The organism is Pseudomonas fluorescens, assembly GCF_000802965.1.
GTDB lineage: Bacteria > Pseudomonadota > Gammaproteobacteria > Pseudomonadales > Pseudomonadaceae > Aquipseudomonas > Aquipseudomonas fluorescens_A.
Genome location: NZ_JSAK01000014.1, coordinates 24,837 through 44,375, shown reverse-complemented (window position 1 = coordinate 44,375; position 19,539 = coordinate 24,837). Strand labels below are relative to the sequence as shown.

Here is a 19,539-nt window from a genome sequence, read left to right as displayed (position 1 = left end):
AAAGCGAAGCTTCGGGCTTCGCTTTTTTTTTGAAGATCAAAAGATCGTCCGAACGCGGCCCGAGCCTTCGGCAGCTCCTACACAATCTCTGTAGGAGCTGCCGCAGACTGCGATCTTTTTATCTTTTCGGCATAACGGTTATTCAAAACCAGTCTCTACATCCATGGCATTTCCCTCCCATCATTAGCGTCCTATCTGGAGAACCCCGCTGATCGGAACTAGATTTCATTCAGCGCCAGACAGGCACTCTTCGAAAGGATGGATTCGGCCATGAACAGATTGTTACGCGTTTTACTGATGATGAAGGTGTTGGTGATGTTGACGCTCGGCAGCTCGGCGGTCTGGGCTGAGTGTGAGCAACATGAGACTCAGGCTTCGAGCGGGCAGTCGGGGCAGGGTGATCTGATGATTGCCAGGTCCGAATCGGAACCGGGCGACAAGGGGCAGGGCGGGGCTGAGGGTGACGACGACTCGACCACCGATGATCCGGATGCCGACGAAGGCGATAGCCAGACGTAAATCACAGGCAAAGGAAAACCCCTTTTACGCCGACTGATAATCAGTCGAAGTAGAAGGGGCTGGTTCACTCAACCCTTGTGGGAGCGGGCTTGCCCGCGATAGCTGCGTAACATTCAAAATTGAAGTTGGCTGTTACATCGTCATCGCGGGCAAGCCCGCTCCCACAGTGTTTTGTGGACGCTTTTAACCGAGGAACTGCTCGGCGTAGTGGCAGGCCACTTGGCGGCTGTCGAGCAGGCGCAGGGCCGGCTCTTCAGTGCTGCAACGCTCGGTCGCGTACGGGCAGCGCTTGTGGAACGCGCAGCCGGACGGTGGGTTCAGCGGGTTGGGCAGTTCGCCGACGATCTTGATTTTCGGTTTGTCCGGGTCCGGGTGGATGGTCGGAGTCGCCGACAATAGCGCCTGGGTATACGGGTGCAGAGGGCGAGTGTAGATGTCCTCTTTCGGGCCCATTTCCACCGGACGACCGAGGTACATCACCATCACGTGGTCAGCCACGTGACGCACCACCGCCAGGTTGTGCGAGATGAACACGTAGGCGGTGTTGAACTCTTGCTGCAGGTCCATGAACAGGTTCAACACCTGCGCCTGGATCGACACGTCCAGCGCCGAGGTCGGTTCGTCCGCCACCAGCACTTTCGGTTGCAGCATCATGGCGCGGGCGAGGGCGATCCGTTGGCGCTGACCGCCGGAGAACATGTGCGGATAACGCTGGTAGTGCTCGGGACGCAAGCCCACCTGCTTCATCATCGCCTGGACTTTCTCGCGGCGTTCCGAGGCGGACAGGTTGGTGTTGATCAGCAGCGGTTCGGCCAGCTGATCACCGACTTTCTGCCGTGGGTTCAACGAAGCGTACGGGCTCTGGAACACCATCTGCACGTCTTTGCGCAGTTGCTTGCGCTGGGCCTTGTCGGCACCGGCGACTTCCTGGCCGGCGATTTTCAAGGAGCCCGAGGATGGCTCTTCGATCAGCGTCAGGGCGCGGGCCAGGGTGGATTTGCCGCAACCGGATTCGCCTACAACCGCGAGGGTCTTGCCGGCTTCCAGCTCGAACGACACGCCGTTGAGGGCGCGCACGGTGGCGTGACCCTTGAACAGGCCACGGGACACTTCGTAGTGACGGGTCAGGTCGCGGGCGGTAAGAACGACGGCCATTACGCCACCTCCTGGTTCAGCGGGTAGAAGCAGCGGGCGAGGCTGTTGCTTTTCGGGTCAAGGGCTGGGCGCTGCGTGCGGCAGTTTTCCTGCACGTACGGGCAGCGCGGCGACAGCAGGCAACCCTGCGGCCGGTCGTAGCGGCCCGGCACGATGCCTGGCAGGGTCGACAGGCGTGAGGCGCCGAGGCTGTGTTCCGGAATCGCCTTGAGCAGCGCTTCGCTGTACGGGTGCGCGGGGATGTCGAACAGTTGCGGAACCTGACCGACTTCGACGGCTTGGCCGGCATACATCACGCACACGCGCTGGGCAGTTTCGGCCACGACCGCAAGGTCGTGGGTGATCAGCACCAGGCCCATGTTCTGCTCTTTCTGCAACGCCAGCAGCAGGTCCATGATCTGTGCCTGAATCGTCACGTCCAGCGCTGTGGTCGGTTCGTCGGCGATCAGCAGTTTCGGCTCGCCGGCAATCGCCATGGCGATTGCGACACGCTGACTCATACCGCCAGACAGTTGATGCGGGTAGGCGTCCATGCGACTGGACGCGCCCGGGATCTCAACTTTTTCCAGCAGTTCGATGGCACGCTTGCGCGCAGCTTTGCCGGACATTTTCAGGTGCAGGCGCAGCACTTCTTCGATCTGGAAACCGACGGTGTAGCTCGGGTTGAGCGCGGTCATCGGGTCCTGGAAGACCATCGACAGGTCTTTGCCGACGATTTGCCGACGCTGACGGTTGCTGAGCTTGAGCATGTCCTTGCCGTCGAAGCTGAGCGAGTCGGCGGTGACGATGCCGGGATGCTCGATCAGGCCCATCAGCGCCATCATGGTCACGGATTTACCCGAACCCGACTCGCCAACGATGGCCAGCACTTCGCCTTTGTCGACTTTCAGGTCGAGGCCGTCGACCACAGGCGTAGCGTTTTTGTCGCCGAAGCGAACGTTGAGATTCTTGATTTCTAACAGTGACATTGGAATCTCCTCAGGCGGCGTTCTTGAGTTTCGGGTCCAGCGCATCGCGCAGGCCGTCACCCATCAAGTTGATTGCCAGCACGCTGAGCAAAATGGTCAAGCCAGGCAGACTGACTACCCACCAGGCGCGTTCGATGTAGTCGCGGGCCGAGGCCAGCATGGTGCCCCACTCAGGGGTTGGCGGTTGTACGCCAAGGCCGAGGAAGCCCAGTGCGGCGGCATCGAGAATCGCCGAGGAGAAGCTCAGGGTTGCCTGAACGATCAGTGGTGCCATGCAGTTAGGCAACACGGTCACGAACATCAGACGTGGCAGGCCGGCACCGGCCAGGCGCGCGGCGGTCACGTAGTCGCGGTTCAACTCGCCCATCACCGCGGCGCGGGTCAGACGAACGTAGGACGGCAGGGACACCACGGCGATCGCGATTACGGTGTTGATCAGGCCAGGGCCGAGGATGGCGACAATCGCCACGGCCAGCAGCAGGGACGGCAAGGCCAGCATGATGTCCATCAGGCGCATGATGGTCGGGCCGAGCACGCGCGGGAAGAACCCGGCGAACAGACCCAGCAGGATCCCCGGGATCAGCGACATCACCACCGACGACAGGCCGATCAGCAACGACAGGCGCGAGCCCTGGATCAGGCGCGACAGCAAGTCACGACCCAGTTCATCGGTACCGAGCAGGAATTGTATCTGCCCACCTTCCAGCCAGGCTGGCGGGGTCAGCAGGAAATCACGGTATTGCTCGCTCGGGTCATGGGGTGCGACCCACGGGGCGAAGATGGCGCAGAAAATCACCAGCAGCATGAACAACAGGCCGGCAACGGCGCCCTTGTTCTTGGAGAACGCTTGCCAGAATTCTTTGTACGGCGACGGGTACAGCAGGCTTTGATCCACGGCGGACGCGGCGGTGGCTACTGAGGATGTTGGAGTGCTCATGGGTAATGACCTCAGCGCTGATGACGGATGCGTGGGTTGGCAAAGCCGTAGAGGATGTCCACTACGAAGTTGACCAGAATCACCAGGCAGGCGATTAACAGGATGCCGTTTTGCACAACCGGATAGTCCCGGGCGCCAATGGCTTCGATCAGCCATTTGCCGATGCCCGGCCACGAGAAGATGGTTTCGGTCAGGACCGCACCGGCCAGCAGGGTGCCGACTTGCAGACCGACTACGGTCAGGACCGGAATCAGCGCGTTACGCAGACCATGCACGAACACCACGCGCGACGGCGAAAGGCCTTTGGCGCGGGCGGTACGGATATAGTCCTCACGCAGCACTTCGAGCATCGACGAACGGGTCATCCGCGCGATCACCGCCAGCGGGATGGTGCCGAGTACGATGGCCGGCAGGATCAAGTGATGCAGGGCATCGACGAACGCTCCGACATCATCGGCCAGCAGCGTATCGATCAGCATGAAACCGGTGCGTGGCTCGATGTCATAGAGCAGGTCGATCCGCCCGGATACCGGGGTCCAGCCCAGGGATACCGAGAAGAACATGATCAGAATCAGGCCCCACCAGAAGATCGGCATCGAGTACCCCGCGAGGGAGATGCCCATCACCCCGTGGTCGAACAGGGATCCTCGCTTGAGTGCCGCGATCACCCCGGCCAGAAGGCCCAGGATGCCGGCGAACAACAGCGCGGCCATGGACAGTTCCAGGGTCGCGGGGAAGAGGGAGGTGAACTCGCTCCAGACGCTTTCACGGGTACGCAGGGATTCCCCGAGATCGCCGTGGGCCAGTTTGCCGATGTAATCCAGGTACTGGGCATACAGGGGTTTGTTCAGACCTAGGCGTTCCATTGCCTGAGCGTGCATTTCAGGGTCAACCCTGCGTTCTCCCATCATGACTTCCACGGGGTCGCCTGGGATCATGCGAATCAACGCGAAAGTCAGCAAGGTGATGCCGAAGAACGTAGGGATCAGTAACCCCAGTCGGCGGGCAATAAAACTAAACATCGTGTGTTGTACCTCATCAGCCGGTTAGGCGTGCCCGGCATGCCTGGGTTCAGGAATGCCGGGAGTTTTCTTATTACTTCACCTGGGTGGTGGCGAAGTTATTAGTGGTGAGGGGGCTAATGTGATAGCCCTCTACGTTGTTGCGCATTGCAGTGAACATTCTAGTGTGTGCCATGCTGATCCACGGCTGGTCCTGATTAAAAATAACCTGAGCCTGCTCATAGAGCGCTGCACGTTCAGCCGGATCGGTCTTCTCGCGGGCCTGGTCGATCAGCGTCTGGAACTTGGCATTGCACCAGCGCGCGTAGTTTTCGCCGTTCTTCGCCGCTTCGCAACTGAGCATAGGCGTCAGGAAGTTATCCGGATCGCCGTTATCGCCCGCCCATCCGGCGGAAACCATATCGTGCTCGCCGTTTTTAGCGCGTTTGAGCATTTCGCCCCATTCCATCACGCGGATGTCGATCTTGATGCCGACCTTGGCCAAATCGGCCTGCATCATCTGCGCGCCGAGCATCGGGTTCGGGTTGGTTGGCCCGCCACCGTTGCGGGTGAACAGGGTGAAAGTGGTGCCTTCCGGTACGCCGGCTTCCTTGAGCAGGGCACGCGCCTTGTCCAGATCGCGAGTCGGATTCTTCAGGCTGTGGTTGTAGCCCAGCAGGGTGTCAGGATACGGGTTGACCGCCACTGTCGCATTGCCTTTGCCAAACAGCGCGTTGACGTAGGCTTCCTTATCGAACGCGATGTCGATGGCTTTGCGCACCCGCACATCACTCATGTACTTGTGTGTGGTGTTCATGGCGACGTACGAAACGGTCATCGCGTTCAGTTCATCGACCTTCAGGTTCGGGTCTTTCTTGATGCTCGGGATGTCATCCGGTTTCGGATACAGCGCGATCTGGCACTCGTTGGCCTTGAGCTTTTGCAGGCGCACATTGTTGTCGGTGCCGATGGCCAGGATCAGCGCCTCGGCGGGTGGCTTGCCACGGAAGTAGTCCGGGTTGGCCTTGAAGCGAACCTGAGCGTCCTTGTTGTAGCGCTGGAAGACGAACGGACCGGTGCCGACCGGTTTGTTGTTCAGGTCGGCAGCTTTGTTTGCCTTGAGCAACTGATCGGCGTACTCGGCGGAGTAGATCGACGAGAAGGCCATGGCGATGTCGGCCAGGAACGGCGCCTCGCGACGGGTCAGGGTGAACTTGACCGTGTTGTCGTCGACTTTCTCGACGCTTTTCAGCAGTTCCTTGAAGCCCATGCTTTCAAAGTACGGGAAGCCCACGCTCGACAGTTTGTGCCATGGGTGGTTCGGGTCCAGCTGGCGCTGGAAGCTCCAGACCACGTCGTCGGCATTCATGTCGCGCGTCGGTTTGAAGTATTCGGTGGTGTGAAACTTGACGCCTTTGCGCAAGTGGAACGTGTAGGTCAGGCCGTCCTCGCTGATGTCCCAGGAGTCGGCCAGGGCCGGAATCACATCAGTGGTGCCGGGCTTGAAGTCCGCCAGTCGATTGAAGATGGTTTCAGCCACGGCATCGGCGGTGACTGCAGTCGTGTACTGGACCATGTCGAAGCCTTCCGGGCTGGCTTCGGTACAGACCACCAGCGGTTTGGCCGATACGCCCACCGCGACACTCAGCAACGCGGCCGCGATGGCCGCACGTAGGGGAAGCATTTTCATCAAGAACCCTCTGCAATCGGTTAGCAGGACAAAGCCTGACGGCCGATTCATCGCTGAATCAGCCGTTCGGCCGGTGTTTTACAGAATGTTGAACGGGATAGTGGTCACGAGACGGAACTCGTTGATGCTGCCATCAGACTGGTTTTCACTGGCGCGGTGGGCAGTGTAGGTACCACGGATTGTGGTGGCCTTGAGCGGGCCGCTTTGAACAGCGTAAGTCGCACCGATACCGTATTCGTAGTGGTGTTCGCCATCCTGTTCCTGGACGCCGTCGTAGCCTTTGCCCACCACACCTTTGTTGCCGGTGTAGTGCGTGCCGTCGATGCCCCAGCCGCGCGCCTGATAGATGTTGAACTTCAGGCCCGGCACGCCGTATTCGGCCATGTTCAGACCATAGGCCACCTGGAAGGATTTCTCGTTCGGGCCGTTGAAGTCCGACAGCAGGGAGTTGGCCAGGTAGATGCCGTTGGTTTCGTGCAGGTAGTCGAAGTACTCGTTACCGTTCACTTCCTGGTACGAGAAGGTCAGGCTGTGCGCCTGGTGAGTCAGGCCGAACGACAGGGAGTAGGTGTCGTTGTCGATGTCGCCGATCAGCGCCTTACCTTCTTCCTGGGTTTTGTAGTAGTTCAGGCCGGTGGTCAGGCTCAGGACCTGGCTGTCACCCAGCACGTGGGTGGCGCCGAAGTAGTACTGGTTCCAGATGTCTTCGGCCTGGGTCGCCCAGAGGCTGGTGGTCAGGCTGGAGAATGGGGTGTAGGTGATGCCGCCAGTGTAGATGTGGTCGGACTCTTCCCGGCCGTTGGCGTATTCGGTGCGGAATTTCTGCTGGCTTTGTTCCATACGCGGGGACACGCGGTCGAAGGTCGCGAGGTCGAAAGTCAGGTTTTCCAGTTCGGCGACGTTCAGGCTCACACCCTGGAAGCTAGAAGGCAGGGCGCGGTTGCCGATCGTATCGACTTGCGGGCTGCTGTAGCTCTGGCGGCCGGCAGTCAGGGTGCTGTTGGAGTAACGCGCCTTGACATTGGCCAGGCCCAGTTTGCTCCACTGGCCGACGGCGTCACCGCCTTTTTCGGTCAGGGTACGGTTGTTACCCGAGAACGGACCGGTCTTCGGTGCGCCACCGTTGCCGGCGGCCAGGTTCTCGCGATCCCGCTCCAGCGCGATGGCGTTGTACGCCGCGACTTCAGTGCTGAAACCTACCGCACCTTCGGTGAAGCCCGAGTTGTATTTGAGGATGGTGCCCTGCACCCAGTTGATACGGCGATCGGTTTCCGGCAACGCGCCATCTTTGCTGTAGCGGAATTTGCCCCCACGCTTGAGCTGTTCGTTGGCGTACCAGTTACGGGTCGTGCCGCTGATGGACTGGCCTTCGACAAAACCGGTGGCTTCGCTCTGGGCGCTTTTTTCTTTCACAGTAACCGGGGTGAACGCCTGGCTCTGGGTCTCCGCGTAAGCCGTGGCGGTTACGCTGCTGATGGCCAGGGCCAATAATGCGGTGCTGCTCAGTTTCATGGGTGAAGCTCCTTACTTTCTTTTTTTTATACCGGTCTTTTTTGGGTGATCCGGCTATTGGTTTGGAACTCTTGCACGCATCGCAAACGTTTGCTGTGCGCCGTTTGGGCGAATTACGGCAATACGCTTGCGTGAGGGCGCAATGCGCCCCCAGCGTTCTAGCTACACGGTTTTATTTTTCGATGCTGACACCCGAGAACACGTTGCGACCGAAAGGGCTGACTTTGAACCCTTCGATTTTGGCGCTTAACGGCTGGTTGACCGTCGAGTGGGCGACTGGCGTGATCGGCACTTGCTGCTTGAGCAATTGCTGCGCCTGTTTGTAAAGCACGGTGCGCTGCTCGCGGTCGGTCACGACCTTGGCCTGCTTGATCAGCTTGTCGTAAGCCGGATCACACCACATGGAATAGTTGTTGCCGCCAATGGCGTCGCAGCTGTACAGCGTGCCGAGCCAGTTGTCCGGGTCACCATTGTCACCGGTCCAGCCAATCAGGCTGATGTCGTGCTCGCCATTCTTGGTGCGCTTGATGTACTCGCCCCATTCGTAGCTGACGATCTTGACCTTGAGGCCGATCTTCGCCCAGTCAGCCTGGAGCATCTCGGCCATCAACTTGGCGTTGGGGTTGTACGGACGCTGCACGGGCATGGCCCAGAGGGTGATTTCGGTGCCTTCCTTGACGCCGGCAGCCTTGAGCAATTCCTTGGCTTTTTCCGGGTTGTAGGCGGCATCCTTGATGGTTTCGTCGTAGGACCACTGGGTCGGTGGCATGGCGTTGACCGCCAGTTGCCCCGCACCTTGGTAGACGGCGTGGAGAATGCCTTGCTTGTTCACCGCCATGTCCAGCGCCTGACGCACTTCGAGCTGGTCGAACGGTTTGTGGCGCACGTTGTAGGCGATGTAGCCGAGGTTGAAGCCAGGCTTCTCGATCAGCTTCAGTGCCGGGTCATTTTTCAGCGCGGTGACGTCGGCAGGGCGCGGGTGCAGGGTGATCTGGCACTCGTTGGCCTTGAGCTTCTGCACACGGACCGATGCGTCGGTGTTGATGGCGAAGATCAGGTTGTCGAGCTTGACCCGGTCAGGGGCCCAGTACTGCTTATTGCCGGTGTAACGGATGTTCGAGTCTTTCTGGTAGCTCTTGAACACGAACGGCCCGGTGCCGATCGGCTTCTGGTTGATGTCGCTCGGCTTGCCTTCGGCCAGCAGCTTGTCGGCGTACTCGGCGGAGAGGATCGCGGCGAAGCTCATGGCGAGGTTCTGGATGAACGCGGCGTCCACACTGTTGAGCGTGAACTCCACGGTCAGCGGCCCGGTCTTCTCGACCTTGGCGATGTTCTTGTTCAGGCTCATTCCGTTGAAATACGGGAATTCGGTCGGGTAGGCCTTACGGAAAGGTTGTTGCGGATCGAGCATGCGGTTGAACGTGAACAGCACGTCATCGGCATTGAAATCGCGTGTCGGTGTGAAGTATTTGGTCGTGTGAAATTTCACCCCGGGACGCAGGTGAAAGGTGTACTTGAGGCCGTCCTCGGAAATATCCCAGCTCGTGGCCAGGCCCGGTACGACATTGGTCGCGCCTTTTTCAAACTCTGCCAGGCGGTTGTACAACGGTTCGGCGGCGTCGTTGTCGGTCGCGGTCGTGTACTGCGCGGTATCGAAACCAGCGGGGCTGCCTTCGGAGCAGAACACCAGGCTGTTATTGGCGGCCTGGCTCATGGAAGTGGCGGCCAACAGGCCGGTACCCAGCAATGCGGATAAAACCAAGGTATGGCGCATGACGCTCTCTCTTGTTCAGTGTTTTAGCAATGAGCCCTCGGCCGTCCGGGGACGTGGAGGTCTCACTCGTTACCAGCCATGACGTTCAGCAAAAAACGATGACCCACGCATGAGCTGGTCGGATCTCGACGGTATGGAACCGTGAGTCCGGCAGTAAATGCGTAGAGTCCGAAAGACTCGTGGGAAAAGTCGACGCGTCCTAAACCTCTGCTGTATTACGCAGCGGGTTTGGATGTAGGCAAATTCCTGCTTTCTCGATAGATAAAGCAATGGCGACGTCAAAGACGTCGCCATTGCAATACCTTACTTGCTGACGCTGACGCTGACGCCGTAGAAGGAGTTCAAGCCAAACGGGCTGATCTTGAAGTCCTGCACATTAGCGCGCATGGGTTGGAACACCGTCGAGTGAGCGATAGGTGTCATTGGCACCGCGTCTTTGAGGACGTGTTGCGCTTGTTTGTACAGCTCGGTGCGCTTGCCTTGGTCCGAAGTACGCTTGGCTTGTTTGACGATGTCGTCAAACTTCTTGTCGCACCACTTGGAGAAGTTGTTGCCTTCCAGCGAGTCGCAACCGAACAGCACGTTCAGCCAGTTGTCCGGATCACCATTGTCACCGCTCCAGCCAATCAGCATCGCCTGGTTCTCGCCACCTTTGGAGCGCTTGATGTACTCGCCCCACTCGTAGCTCTGGATCTTGACCTTGAGGCCGACCTTCGCCCAGTCGGACTGCAGCATTTCTGCCATCAGCTTGGCGTTCGGGTTGTATGGACGCTGTACCGGCATCGCCCACAGAACGATCTCGGTGCCTTCTTTAACGCCCGCTTCCTTGAGCAGCTCTTTGGCTTTCTCAGGGTTGTACGGAGCATCTTTGATGGTGGTGTCGTAGGACCACTGGGTCGGCGGCATGGCGTTGACGGCCAGTTGGCCAGCGCCCTGATACACGGAGTCGATGATCTGCTGCTTGTTGACCGCCATGTCCAGTGCCTGACGCACTTTCAGTTGGGCCAACGGATTTGGCTCGTTGCTGCCCTTGACCTTGTCCATCACGTTGTAGGCGATGTAGCCCAGGTTGAAACCGGCCTGGTCAGGCAGCTTCAGGGTTTTGTCTTCGCGCAGCGCTTTCAGGTCGGCCGGACGTGGGAACAGAGTGACCTGGCACTCGTTCTTCTTCAGCTTCTGGATGCGAACCGACGGGTCGGTGGTGATGGCGAAGATCAGGTTGTCGATCTTGACGTCATCCGGCTTCCAGTAGTCCTTGTTCCCGGTGTAGCGGATGTTGGAGTCTTTCTGGTAGCTCTTGAACACGAACGGACCAGTGCCGACCGGCTTCTGGTTGATGTCGGCGGCCTTGCCTTCCTTGAGCAGCTGGGCAGCGTACTCGGCGGACTGGATCGAGGCGAAGCTCATGGCCATGTTCTGGATGAACGCGGCATCGACGTCTTTGAGGGTGAACTTGACGGTGTTGTCGTCGACTTTATCGATCTTGGTGATGTTGGTATCCATCCCCATGTCGGTGAAGTACGGGAATTCGGTCGGGTACGCTTTGCGGAACGGGTCATCCTTGTTAATCATGCGATTAAAGGTGAACAACACGTCGTCGGCGTTAAAGGTACGCGTCGGCTTGAAGTACGGGGTGGTGTGGAACTTGACGCCTTCACGCAGGTGGAAGGTGTAAGTCAGGCCGTCATCGGAGACGTCCCAGCTGGTTGCCAGGCCAGGAATAACGGCAGTGCCGCCGCGCTCGAACTGCGTCAGGCGGTTGAACATGGTTTCTGCAGAGGCGTCGAAGTCGGTTCCGGTGGTGTATTGACCTGGATCGAAACCGGCCGGGCTCCCTTCGGAGCAGAACACCAGGTTAGTCGCAGCTTGGGCGAACGGTGCGCTAGCTAGCAAGCTGGCACCTAATAAAAACGGAATGACCGCTTGTTTAAGCATGGTGGCCTCATGATTTGTTGTCATTTTTTGATTTTGAGGACGACCTCGTGAGTCGTGCCTGCGGATACTTATGCAGGGGCTATACCCAAAGCAAGATCCAGAGTGACTACAAGCCTTAAACGGTGGCACGAACGTACCTTAATGTCGCATATGTATAAAATTTGACGCAGTTGACCGTTTGCGCGGCATTTTTGCAGTGCATCTGGCGCACTTTTCTGGTGCGAGAAAGCCTCGGGACGCCCGTGGGTGGGGCGAGGTGTTACCTATTTATACCCCGTCCTTAAGGGGTGGGTAGGGGTTAATCGGAGTGGTTCTCGTTGCACTGGTAATGGTCGAGTTATACCAAGTGCAACTTAACCTTCAAAACAGAACACCGACCTTGTAGGCGCTGCCGGAGGCTGCGATCTTTTCAGTGACCACCAGAAGGTCTGGAGAGCATAGATCAAGATCAAAAGATCGTCCGAACGCGGCCCGAGCCTTCGGCAGCTTCTACAGGGAGATGAAAAAAAACGGCGATCATTTGGGTGATCGCCGTTTTTTGTTCAGAGGTTATCGGTTCAAGGCATAAGCACTTCAATCGAACCGTCAGCCGTCATGCTGACCTGGCTGGTGCCCGCTTCCACTTCCGGCGTCACCGGAGCGGCGTCCATGCTGGCGGCTTTCATCATCATCGGCCCGCGCATGTACGGTTGTGGATAACCGTTGCTGTTGAGGTTCAGGTTGACGATTTTGTAGCCCTTGCCGCCGAGTGCATCGGTGGCCAGTTGCGCGCGGGCCTTGAAAGCGGTCACGGCATCCTTGAGCAGGGCGTCTTCACTGGCCTTGCGGGTTGGTGTAGCGATGGCGAAGTCCATGCCGCCCATCTTCAGGTCGGTGAGCAGCTCGCCGGTCAGTTTCGACAGGGCGGCGAAGTCTGAGCTTTCGAGACGCAGTTCGGCGCGTTCACGCCAGCCGGTGATCTTCTGACCCTTGGTGTCGTAGATCGGGTAGCTGTTGCGGCTGCCCTGGCGCAAGGTGATGTCCTTGACCTGCTTGGCCTGGGCCAGCGCCTTGTTCATGGTGGTGCTGACGTCGGCGGCGAGTTTGGCCGGGTCGGCGTTTTGTTCTTCGGTGTAGAGGGTCACGATCATCAGGTCGCGGGCCACTTCCTGACTGACTTCGGCGCGCAGGGAAATCTGGTTGTAATGAAGTTCGTCGGCAGCCAGGGCCGGGAGGCTGGCGATCGCGCCAACACTCAGGGCGAGGAGGGCGGCGCTGCGGCGGAATGTGTGCATGAAAGCTCCTAGGGTGATGCGCAGGGATATGTTCCGGGCCTGCGTGAAACCATCAGACTCTAGCGCCTATGATCCGGTTCGCACAGTTACAACTTCTATACAGATGTATGAGAAACCTGTGGCGAGGGAGCTTGCTCCCGCTCGGCTGCGTAGCAGTCGTCGAATCGGTATTCGCCATTTCCCAGTGAATGGTTGGGGCCTGCTTCGCAGTCCAGCGGGAGCAAGCTCCCTCGCCACAAAAGCGTTCCCTTACAACATCGAGCCTGGCTGTGGCCGTTTGCCGCACTTTCGCCTGCCAGGCCCCGCGCTTGGTTATACTCCCTGCGATCCGCCTGGAGCGCTCATCAGGAGAGCTCATGCTCGCCCCCGTTCAAATCACTTCCGCCACGCGCCAGAATCTCTGGCGGCTGACTTTCATCCGCACGTTGGTGCTGGCTGCCCAGGCCGGTTCCGTGGGCCTGGCCTACTGGCTCGAGTTGCTGCCGCTGCCCTGGTTTCAACTGGCCGCGACCCTCGCTTGCTCGATGCTGCTGTGCGCGTTCACGGCGATTCGCCTGCGCACTTCGTGGCCGGTGACCGAGCTCGAATACGCCGTGCAACTGGCCTGCGACCTGTTTATCCACAGTGCCCTGCTGTATTTCTCCGGCGGTTCGACCAACCCGTTCGTCTCTTATTACCTGGTGCCGCTGACCATCGCTGCCGTGACTTTGCCATGGCGCTATTCGGTGATTCTGTCGGGTATCGCGCTGACGATGTACACGCTATTGCTGGCGCGTTTCTATCCGCTGCAAACCTTCCCGATCGCCCGGGAAAACCTGCAGGTGTACGGGATGTGGTTGAGCTTCGCCCTGGCGGCGGCAGTCATCACCTTCTTCGCCGCGCGCATGGCCGAAGAGTTGCGCCGGCAGGAAGAATTGCGCGCCATCCGCCGCGAAGAAGGCCTGCGCGATCAGCAATTGCTGGCCGTGGCCACGCAAGCCGCCGGTGCCGCCCATGAACTGGGTACGCCGTTGGCGACCATGAGCGTGCTGCTCAAGGAAATGCGCCAGGACCATCACGACCCGATGTTGCAGGACGACCTGAGCGTGCTGCAGGATCAGGTCAAGCTGTGCAAGGAGACCTTGCAGCAACTGGTGCGCGCCGCCGAGGCCAATCGCCGTTTGGCCGTGGAGATGCAGGACGTCACCGACTGGCTCGACGAGGCGCTGAACCGCTGGCACCTGATGCGCCCGGAAGCCAGTTATCGCTTCCAGCGTCTTGGCCAAGGCACCGTGCCACGCATGGCACCGCCGCCGGACCTGACCCAGGCGCTGCTGAATTTGCTCAACAACGCGGCAGATGCATGCCCCGAAGGTCTGCAAGTGACACTGGACTGGGATGATGAAAACCTCACCATCAGCATTCGCGACCACGGCGCCGGCGTGCCGCTGGCCATCGCCGAGCAGATCGGCAAACCATTTTTTACCACCAAGGGCAAAGGTTTCGGCCTGGGCCTGTTTTTGAGCAAGGCCAGCGTGACACGCGCCGGCGGCTCAGTGAAACTCTACAGTCATGAGGAAGGTGGCACGCTCACCGAGCTGCGCCTGCCCCGTGTCGCCCGAGGAGACCAACATGAGTGACGAAATCCAAGTCGAAGGCGAAGAGCTGCCGCATTTGCTGCTGGTCGATGACGACGCAACGTTTACCCGCGTCATGGCTCGCGCCATGGCCCGCCGTGGTTTTCGCGTCAGCACCGCCGGTTCCGCCGAAGAGGGCCTGGAACTGGCCAAGGCCGATCTGCCGGACTACGCCGCCCTGGACCTGAAAATGGACGGCGATTCGGGCCTGGTGCTGCTGCCCAAGTTGCTGGAAATGGACCCGGAAATGCGCGTAGTCATCCTCACCGGTTATTCGAGCATTGCCACCGCCGTCGAGGCGATCAAGCGTGGCGCCTGCAACTACCTGTGCAAACCGGCCGACGCCGACGACGTGCTGGCTGCATTGCTTTCCGAGCATGCCGACCTCGACAGCCTGGTACCGGAAAACCCGATGTCCGTGGACCGCTTGCAGTGGGAACACATCCAGCGCGTGTTGACCGAACACGAAGGCAACATCTCCGCCACTGCCCGTGCCCTGGGCATGCACCGCCGCACGCTGCAGCGCAAACTGCAGAAGCGTCCCGTCCGTCGCTGAACCTGCGCTGAACGAATGCGGGCCGCTCCTCGCGACAAACCGAACCGATCATCTATGATCGGTTCGTGCATGTTTTTTTCTTTATCGAGCCTTATCCATGAATCAGAACGCTGAGTATTCCGCGGTCAACGATACTGTGCGCGGGCAGTTTTTTAGCAAAGTGTGGGCGATGATCACGCCTTACTGGCGCAGTGAAGAGAAGGTCAAGGCCTGGACGTTGCTGATCGCCGTAATTGCGCTGTCGCTGATCAGCGTGGGGATCTCGGTGTGGTTCAACACCTGGTACAAGGATTTCTACAACGCGTTGCAACAAAAGGACGAGGAGGCGTTCTGGCGGCTGATCCTGTATTTCTGCGGCATTGCCGCGGTGGCGATTGTCGGTGCGGTGTACCGTCTGTACCTGACGCAGATGCTGACGATTCGCTGGCGGGCGTGGCTCACTGAAAAGCATTTCAACCGTTGGCTCGGCAACAAGAATTACTACCAGTTGGAGCAGGGTGGTTACACCGATAACCCGGACCAGCGGATTTCCGAAGACCTCAACAGCTTCACCTCTGACACCTTGAGTCTGGGCATTGGCCTGCTGCGCAATATCGTCAGCCTGGTGTCGTTCTCGATCATCCTCTGGGGTGTGTCGGGCAGCATCGAAGTGTTCGGTGTGACCATTCCTGGCTACATGTTCTGGTGCGTGCTGGTTTATGCAGTGGTGGGGAGCTGGCTGACGCATTTGATCGGTCGTCGCTTGATTGGCCTGAACAACCGGCAACAACGCTTCGAAGCCGACTTGCGTTTCTCCATGGTGCGGATTCGTGAGAATGCCGAAAGCATCGCGTTGTACAACGGCGAACCGAACGAAAACCGTCGTTTGAGCAGCCGCTTCGGCATGGTCTGGCACAACTTCTGGGACATCATGAAGGTGTCCAAGCGTCTGACGTTCTTCACCTCCGGGTATGAACAAGCCGCCGTTATCTTCCCGTTCATGGTGGCCGCGCCGCGTTACCTCGCCGGCAAGATCGAACTCGGTGAGCTGATGCAAATCAGCTCGGCGTTCGGCAATGTCCAGGACAGTTTCAGCTGGTTCATTACCGCGTACCAGAGCCTCGCCTCATGGCGCGCCACCTGCGATCGTCTGCTCAGTTTCCGTCAGGCCATGACTGACATCGAACAACGGCCGCCGGCCATTGATGTGCAAAACACCGGTTCAGTGTTGAAGGTGCACGACCTTGGCCTGGACCTGGCTGACGGCCGTCACCTGTTGACCAACGCCGACATGACCGTGGAGGAGGGCGAGCGCGTGATGCTCAGCGGCCGCTCCGGCAGCGGCAAGTCGACCCTGCTGCGGGCGATGGGGCATTTGTGGCCGGCGGGTCACGGCAGTATTCGCCTGCCAGCGGCGCGTTACCTGTTCTTGCCGCAGAAACCGTATCTGCCGATTGGCACATTGCGTGAGGCGCTGAGTTATCCACAGCCTGGCGAAACCTATCCGCAAGAGCGCTACGCCCAAGTGCTGGAAACCTGCCGTTTGCCGCATCTGGTGGCGCGTCTGGATGAAGCCAATCACTGGCAGCGCATGCTGTCGCCGGGCGAGCAGCAACGCCTGGCCTTCGCCCGCGCGCTGCTTTATGCGCCGCAATGGCTGTACATGGACGAAGCGACTTCAGCGATGGACGAGGAGGATGAAGCGTCGCTGTATCAGGCGCTGATTGATGAGTTGCCGGGGTTGAGCATTGTCAGCGTCGGGCATCGCAGCAGCTTGAAACGATTCCACCCACGGCACATTCGTATAGAGAATGGCCACCTGGTGGATCAAACCGTGCCCGCATAAACACCCTGCCCCTTTAGGAGCTGGCTTGCCAGCGATGAACGATAGCGCAGTTCCATACACAAACCGCGTTATGGCCATCGCTGGCAAGCCAGCTCCTACAGGGCGGTGGTGATCGTACAACCGCGTTGAGCTATGATGCGGTTTCAGCCGAATTTTTCGAGACAGATGTTCACCATGGAAAACCCGAACGACGTACCACGCCTCCCTCGCAAGCGCCGCAGTCTCGCGCAGGAACTGGTGACGGTGCTGTCCGAGCAGATCCGCGACGGTCACCTCAAGCGGGGCGACAAGTTGCCCACCGAGTCGGCGATCATGGATGCCCATGGCGTCAGCCGCACGGTCGTGCGCGAGGCGATTTCCCGTTTGCAGGCGGCCGGGCAGGTGGAAACCCGCCACGGCATCGGCACCTTCGTCCTCGATACCCCGAGCCCGAGCGGTTTTCGCATCGACCCGGCGACCGTGGTCACGCTGCGTGACGTGCTGGCGATTCTGGAGTTGCGCATCAGCCTCGAAGTGGAATCCGCCGGCCTGGCCGCACAACGTCGCAGCCCTGAGCAGTTGGCGCTGATGCGCGCGGCACTGGATGCACTGAACGAAAGTGTTTCCCACGCCAGCGATGCGGTGGCCTCGGACTTCCAGTTCCACTTGCAGATCGCCCTGGCGACCGGCAACCGCTACTTCACCGACATCATGACGCACCTGGGCACCAGCATCATTCCGCGCACCCGCCTCAACTCCGCGCGGCTGGCCCATGACGATCAACAGCACTACATGAATCGCCTGAGCCGCGAGCACGAAGAGATCTTCGACGCGATCGCCCGCCAGGACTCCGACGCCGCGCGCGCGGCCATGCGCTTGCACCTGACCAACAGCCGTGAGCGGTTGCGTCATGCGCATGAAGAGGCTGAGGCGCAGCGGGTATAGGGACGTTCAGGATCTTCCACCGTTCGGTCAAGTAATCGGCATGCTCTTTGGTGTAGTCACCCTACACATAGAATTTTTGTTCGGATGACTTCCCAGGAGGACCCCGACAGCTGTTCAAATTCGACCCAATCGCCGATCTGCAGATGGAGGCCGAAGTCCATCGCGGTGATTGGGGTGTGAGCTACGGTTCGATGCGCAACGTCAGCGGCACACTGGTTTGTGGCTCGTTCTCGCCGCCGATCTCGTAACACAGCGTGACTGGCTTGTTCACGTATCTCTCCAGCTCTTCTCTCGCGACGTAAACTCTCAGGTTTGGCGTTCTTTCGACGTCGTCAGTTTCTTCGCTGTATTGTCCGGTAGGGGTCTTGTTACCCCGCCATTCCTGGTCGCCTTTGCCCAAGTTCAAGATTGCCAATGCTTCGTTTAATGGTGAGGAATAGGCGGAATCAGGAATGCCTACTTCCAGATCTCCTTTGAGCTTTGACAACGCCACGACAATCTCCTGATCGGCGTTTGGGGTTGGGAATTGTGTAAGCGTTGGGGCTTCAAGTGCCATGATGTGGCTCCTTTGAATGTCGAGCCTGGCGTAATGGGGTGCAGCTCAACCCAAGCTCACAGTCAGAGAGTTATCCCCTTCAGATGCGCCATCCGAAACTGATAGAAATTACAGTTTCGACGAATGGTTTCGCTGCGTTTTTAAATCCTAAGACGACGTACCACTCGGATTCGCATCAACTGAAGCTCCATCATTTTTCCAGCCTCCAGTAAATGCCTTGAAGCAGGGCGTTCACGAGTATTTGTCGAACAATTTTCACCCTCAGCGATGAAATGCAGTTGACGGTTATTTTTTAAGTTGTACGATGACCTACAACTTCGGCGAAGGCTGAACGGTTTTCTCACACATAAACGTTGCTACCCAGGGTGTTCGAATAATGAATCCACAAGAACTGAAGTCCATCCTCTCTTCCGGCCTGCTGTCTTTCCCGGTCACCGATTTCAATGCCCAGGGCGATTTCAACCGCGCTGGTTACATCAAGCGTCTCGAATGGCTGGCCCCATACGGCGCCTCGGCTCTGTTCGCCGCAGGCGGCACCGGTGAGTTCTTCTCTCTGGCGGCCAGCGAATATTCGGAAATCATCAAGACTGCCGTCGACACCTGCGCCACCAGCGTGCCAATCCTCGCCGGCGTGGGCGGTTCGACCCGTCAAGCCATCGAATACGCTCAGGAAGCCGAGCGTCTGGGTGCCAAAGGCCTGTTGCTGCTGCCGCACTACCTGACCGAAGCCAGCCAGGACGGCGTTGCCGCCCACGTTGAAGCCGTGTGCAAATCGGTCAACATCGGCGTAGTGGTTTACAACCGTAACGTCTGCCGCCTGACCGCGCCGCTGCTGGAGCGTCTGGCCGAGCGTTGCCCGAACCTGATCGGCTACAAGGATGGCCTGGGCGATATCGAGTTGATGGTGTCGATCCGTCGCCGCCTCGGTGATCGCTTCAGCTACCTGGGCGGTTTGCCGACCGCTGAAGTCTATGCCGCGGCCTACAAGGCGCTGGGCGTGCCGGTCTACTCCTCGGCAGTGTTCAACTTCATCCCGAAAACCGCGATGGACTTCTACCACGCGATCGCTCGTGAAGATCACGCCACCGTTGGCAAGATCATCGACGACTTCTTCCTGCCGTACCTGGACATCCGTAACCGCAAGGCTGGCTACGCGGTGAGCATCGTCAAGGCCGGGGCAAAAATTGCCGGCTACGACGCAGGTCCTGTGCGTGCACCGCTGACCGACCTGACCGGCGAAGAGTACGAAATGCTCGCCGCGTTGATCGACAAGCAGGGTGCGCAGTAACACATCCGA

The 19,539-nt window shown here is 59.1% G+C and carries 16 protein-coding genes; 6 read left to right on the top strand and 10 right to left on the bottom strand.

Annotation, left to right across the window (positions count from 1 at the left end; translation table 11 throughout):
• The first annotated feature begins 270 nt into the window (after positions 1 to 270).
• The gene (locus tag NL64_RS12070) at positions 271 to 519 is read left to right on the top strand and encodes a hypothetical protein (protein WP_034148307.1); all 249 of its coding nucleotides are present in this window, start codon (positions 271 to 273) and stop codon (positions 517 to 519) included.
• 183 nt (positions 520 to 702) lie between these two features.
• On the opposite strand, the gene NL64_RS12065 is transcribed toward NL64_RS12070, so the two are convergent.
• From NL64_RS12065 to NL64_RS12025, 9 genes are all read right to left on the bottom strand, one after another.
• Entirely contained in the window at positions 703 to 1,674 is a 972-nt protein-coding gene (locus NL64_RS12065) for a peptide ABC transporter ATP-binding protein (RefSeq protein ID WP_034148306.1), read from the bottom strand.
• Positions 1,674 to 2,642 carry an ABC transporter ATP-binding protein gene (locus tag NL64_RS12060; protein ID WP_034148305.1) on the bottom strand — a complete coding sequence of 323 codons (969 nt, stop codon included), beginning with the start codon at positions 2,640 to 2,642 and terminating at the stop codon, positions 1,674 to 1,676. Before NL64_RS12060 ends, NL64_RS12065 begins: the two co-directional genes overlap by 1 nt.
• Positions 2,643 to 2,652: 10 nt before the next feature.
• Positions 2,653 to 3,579 carry an ABC transporter permease subunit gene (locus tag NL64_RS12055; RefSeq protein ID WP_034148304.1) on the bottom strand — a complete coding sequence of 309 codons (927 nt, stop codon included), beginning with the start codon at positions 3,577 to 3,579 and terminating at the stop codon, positions 2,653 to 2,655.
• Between the two features lie 11 nt (positions 3,580 to 3,590).
• Positions 3,591 to 4,601, bottom strand: coding sequence for an ABC transporter permease subunit (locus NL64_RS12050; protein WP_034148303.1), 1,011 nt, complete (start codon positions 4,599 to 4,601; stop codon positions 3,591 to 3,593).
• Positions 4,602 to 4,674: 73 nt separating this feature from the next.
• The gene (locus NL64_RS12045) at positions 4,675 to 6,270 is read right to left on the bottom strand and encodes an ABC transporter substrate-binding protein (RefSeq protein ID WP_034148302.1); all 1,596 of its coding nucleotides are present in this window, start codon (positions 6,268 to 6,270) and stop codon (positions 4,675 to 4,677) included.
• A 78-nt stretch (positions 6,271 to 6,348) separates the two neighbouring features.
• A complete protein-coding gene (locus tag NL64_RS12040; protein ID WP_034148301.1) occupies positions 6,349 to 7,782 on the bottom strand; it encodes an OprD family porin in 1,434 nt (477 codons plus the stop codon).
• A 172-nt stretch (positions 7,783 to 7,954) separates the two neighbouring features.
• Positions 7,955 to 9,556, bottom strand: a complete 1,602-nt coding sequence (locus NL64_RS12035) for an ABC transporter substrate-binding protein (protein ID WP_034148300.1) — start codon at positions 9,554 to 9,556, stop codon at positions 7,955 to 7,957.
• Positions 9,557 to 9,859: 303 nt separating this feature from the next.
• Entirely contained in the window at positions 9,860 to 11,491 is a 1,632-nt protein-coding gene (locus NL64_RS12030; protein ID WP_034148299.1) for an ABC transporter substrate-binding protein, read from the bottom strand.
• A 557-nt stretch (positions 11,492 to 12,048) separates the two neighbouring features.
• Entirely contained in the window at positions 12,049 to 12,765 is a 717-nt protein-coding gene (locus NL64_RS12025; protein WP_034148298.1) for an SIMPL domain-containing protein, read from the bottom strand.
• A 356-nt stretch (positions 12,766 to 13,121) separates the two neighbouring features.
• Between NL64_RS12025 and NL64_RS12020 the strand changes: the two genes are divergently transcribed.
• The 4 genes from NL64_RS12020 (at position 13,122) to NL64_RS12005 (ending at position 17,686) form a co-directional block, all read left to right on the top strand.
• Positions 13,122 to 14,384: an ATP-binding protein gene (locus NL64_RS12020; RefSeq protein WP_034148297.1), complete on the top strand. Its 1,263-nt coding sequence runs from the start codon at positions 13,122 to 13,124 to the stop codon at positions 14,382 to 14,384.
• On the top strand, positions 14,377 to 14,937 hold the full coding sequence (locus tag NL64_RS12015; RefSeq protein ID WP_034148296.1) for a response regulator transcription factor: 561 nt from the start codon (positions 14,377 to 14,379) through the stop codon (positions 14,935 to 14,937). Before NL64_RS12020 ends, NL64_RS12015 begins: the two co-directional genes overlap by 8 nt.
• A gap of 97 nt (positions 14,938 to 15,034) precedes the next feature.
• A complete protein-coding gene (locus tag NL64_RS12010) occupies positions 15,035 to 16,762 on the top strand; it encodes an ABC transporter ATP-binding protein/permease (RefSeq protein ID WP_034148295.1) in 1,728 nt (575 codons plus the stop codon).
• Positions 16,763 to 16,936: 174 nt separating this feature from the next.
• Positions 16,937 to 17,686 (top strand): FadR/GntR family transcriptional regulator, encoded by a 750-nt coding sequence (locus NL64_RS12005; protein ID WP_216594568.1) that lies wholly within the window; start codon positions 16,937 to 16,939, stop codon positions 17,684 to 17,686.
• A 181-nt stretch (positions 17,687 to 17,867) separates the two neighbouring features.
• Here the strand turns inward: NL64_RS12005 and NL64_RS12000 are convergent, their stop codons facing one another.
• Positions 17,868 to 18,242, bottom strand: coding sequence for a hypothetical protein (locus NL64_RS12000; RefSeq protein ID WP_034148294.1), 375 nt, complete (start codon positions 18,240 to 18,242; stop codon positions 17,868 to 17,870).
• A gap of 376 nt (positions 18,243 to 18,618) precedes the next feature.
• Here NL64_RS12000 and kdgD point away from each other — a divergent pair, with 376 nt between their 5' ends.
• Positions 18,619 to 19,530 carry a 5-dehydro-4-deoxyglucarate dehydratase gene (gene kdgD / locus NL64_RS11995; protein WP_007976489.1) on the top strand — a complete coding sequence of 304 codons (912 nt, stop codon included), beginning with the start codon at positions 18,619 to 18,621 and terminating at the stop codon, positions 19,528 to 19,530.
• Positions 19,531 to 19,539: the final 9 nt, after the last annotated feature.

Bases quoted from the DNA above. Each gene is read 5' to 3' on its own strand.
- NL64_RS12020 (WP_034148297.1), top strand. From the start codon at position 13,122: ATGCTCGCCCCCGTTCAAATCACTTCCGCCACGCGCCAGAATCTCTGG.
- NL64_RS12030 (WP_034148299.1), bottom strand. From the start codon at position 11,491: ATGCTTAAACAAGCGGTCATTCCGTTTTTATTAGGTGCCAGCTTGCTA.
- NL64_RS12050 (WP_034148303.1), bottom strand. From the start codon at position 4,601: ATGTTTAGTTTTATTGCCCGCCGACTGGGGTTACTGATCCCTACGTTC.
- NL64_RS12070 (WP_034148307.1), top strand. From the start codon at position 271: ATGAACAGATTGTTACGCGTTTTACTGATGATGAAGGTGTTGGTGATG.
- NL64_RS12045 (WP_034148302.1), bottom strand. From the start codon at position 6,270: ATGAAAATGCTTCCCCTACGTGCGGCCATCGCGGCCGCGTTGCTGAGT.
- NL64_RS12040 (WP_034148301.1), bottom strand. From the start codon at position 7,782: ATGAAACTGAGCAGCACCGCATTATTGGCCCTGGCCATCAGCAGCGTA.
- NL64_RS12065 (WP_034148306.1), bottom strand. From the start codon at position 1,674: ATGGCCGTCGTTCTTACCGCCCGCGACCTGACCCGTCACTACGAAGTG.
- NL64_RS12035 (WP_034148300.1), bottom strand. From the start codon at position 9,556: ATGCGCCATACCTTGGTTTTATCCGCATTGCTGGGTACCGGCCTGTTG.
- NL64_RS12005 (WP_216594568.1), top strand. From the start codon at position 16,937: ATGGAAAACCCGAACGACGTACCACGCCTCCCTCGCAAGCGCCGCAGT.
- NL64_RS12055 (WP_034148304.1), bottom strand. From the start codon at position 3,579: ATGAGCACTCCAACATCCTCAGTAGCCACCGCCGCGTCCGCCGTGGAT.
- NL64_RS12015 (WP_034148296.1), top strand. From the start codon at position 14,377: ATGAGTGACGAAATCCAAGTCGAAGGCGAAGAGCTGCCGCATTTGCTG.
- NL64_RS12000 (WP_034148294.1), bottom strand. From the start codon at position 18,242: ATGGCACTTGAAGCCCCAACGCTTACACAATTCCCAACCCCAAACGCC.
- NL64_RS12060 (WP_034148305.1), bottom strand. From the start codon at position 2,642: ATGTCACTGTTAGAAATCAAGAATCTCAACGTTCGCTTCGGCGACAAA.
- kdgD (WP_007976489.1), top strand. From the start codon at position 18,619: ATGAATCCACAAGAACTGAAGTCCATCCTCTCTTCCGGCCTGCTGTCT.
- NL64_RS12025 (WP_034148298.1), bottom strand. From the start codon at position 12,765: ATGCACACATTCCGCCGCAGCGCCGCCCTCCTCGCCCTGAGTGTTGGC.
- NL64_RS12010 (WP_034148295.1), top strand. From the start codon at position 15,035: ATGAATCAGAACGCTGAGTATTCCGCGGTCAACGATACTGTGCGCGGG.